Annotated in this window: 1 protein-coding gene; it reads right to left on the minus strand. The window is 67.7% G+C overall.

Annotated features, from left to right (window positions below):
- Positions 1–65: 65 nt before the first annotated feature.
- Entirely contained in the window at positions 66–581 is a 516-nt protein-coding gene (locus CCN42_RS07080) for a lytic polysaccharide monooxygenase (protein ID WP_086733832.1), read from the minus strand.
- Positions 582–746 lie beyond the last annotated feature (165 nt).

The raw sequence follows: 746 nt of genomic DNA on the forward strand, positions 1-746 counted from the left end.
GAGTCCCTGGCGGCGCACAGAAGAGGGCCCCCTCGCGAGAGCGAGGGGGCCCTTTCCGTTCCCTGCTAGAACGTGACGTCCGAGCAGGCGTAGAACGCGTTGCCGGTGTCCGCGACCGTCCACACCGCCAGGATCACGTGCCGTCCGCTGAGCCCGGACGGAATCGTGCCGCTGTGCGAGAGGGTCTGCGGCGGACGCTGGCCGCCGTAGGGGACCGTCAGGAAGGGTGTCAGGTTGAGGTCGGACCGGGACAGGTTGTGGTTCTGGTTCCAGCCCGGCTTGGTGATGTAGTACTTGAAGTCGGTCGTGGCGTGCATCGCCGTGAACTGCCAGCGGAAGGTGTAGCTCTGCCCGCCGTTGACCTTGGTGGCCGGCCAGGCGCCGCCCGACGGCGTGCGCGGGGCGTCGAGCTGGGCGAACGGCNNGCCGCAGTTGGTGACCGTGCCGTTCTGGCACAGCTTCTGCCTGCTGATGGGGAGATCGGTGTAGCCGTGGCCGCTGGCGCCGCCGGAGGAGAGCACAAGGGCTCCGGTCGTCGCCAGTCCCACCACGGCCGCGGACAACTTGGTCTTGGTGCGCATGCCGCCGCTCCTGGTGAACGTGGGGGAGGTTCGGTGAGCCGTGCAGGGTGCGGTTCCGTAGGACCGCGTAGGTCTAGACCAAGGCCCAGGTTATTGCCGTTAGTTGAACATGTCCATACCAATCACCGACCGCTTCACGCGTTCCGCCCCCGCCCGGTCATCCCC

This window comes from Streptomyces glaucescens (assembly GCF_002154375.1).
Lineage (GTDB): Bacteria > Actinomycetota > Actinomycetes > Streptomycetales > Streptomycetaceae > Streptomyces > Streptomyces glaucescens.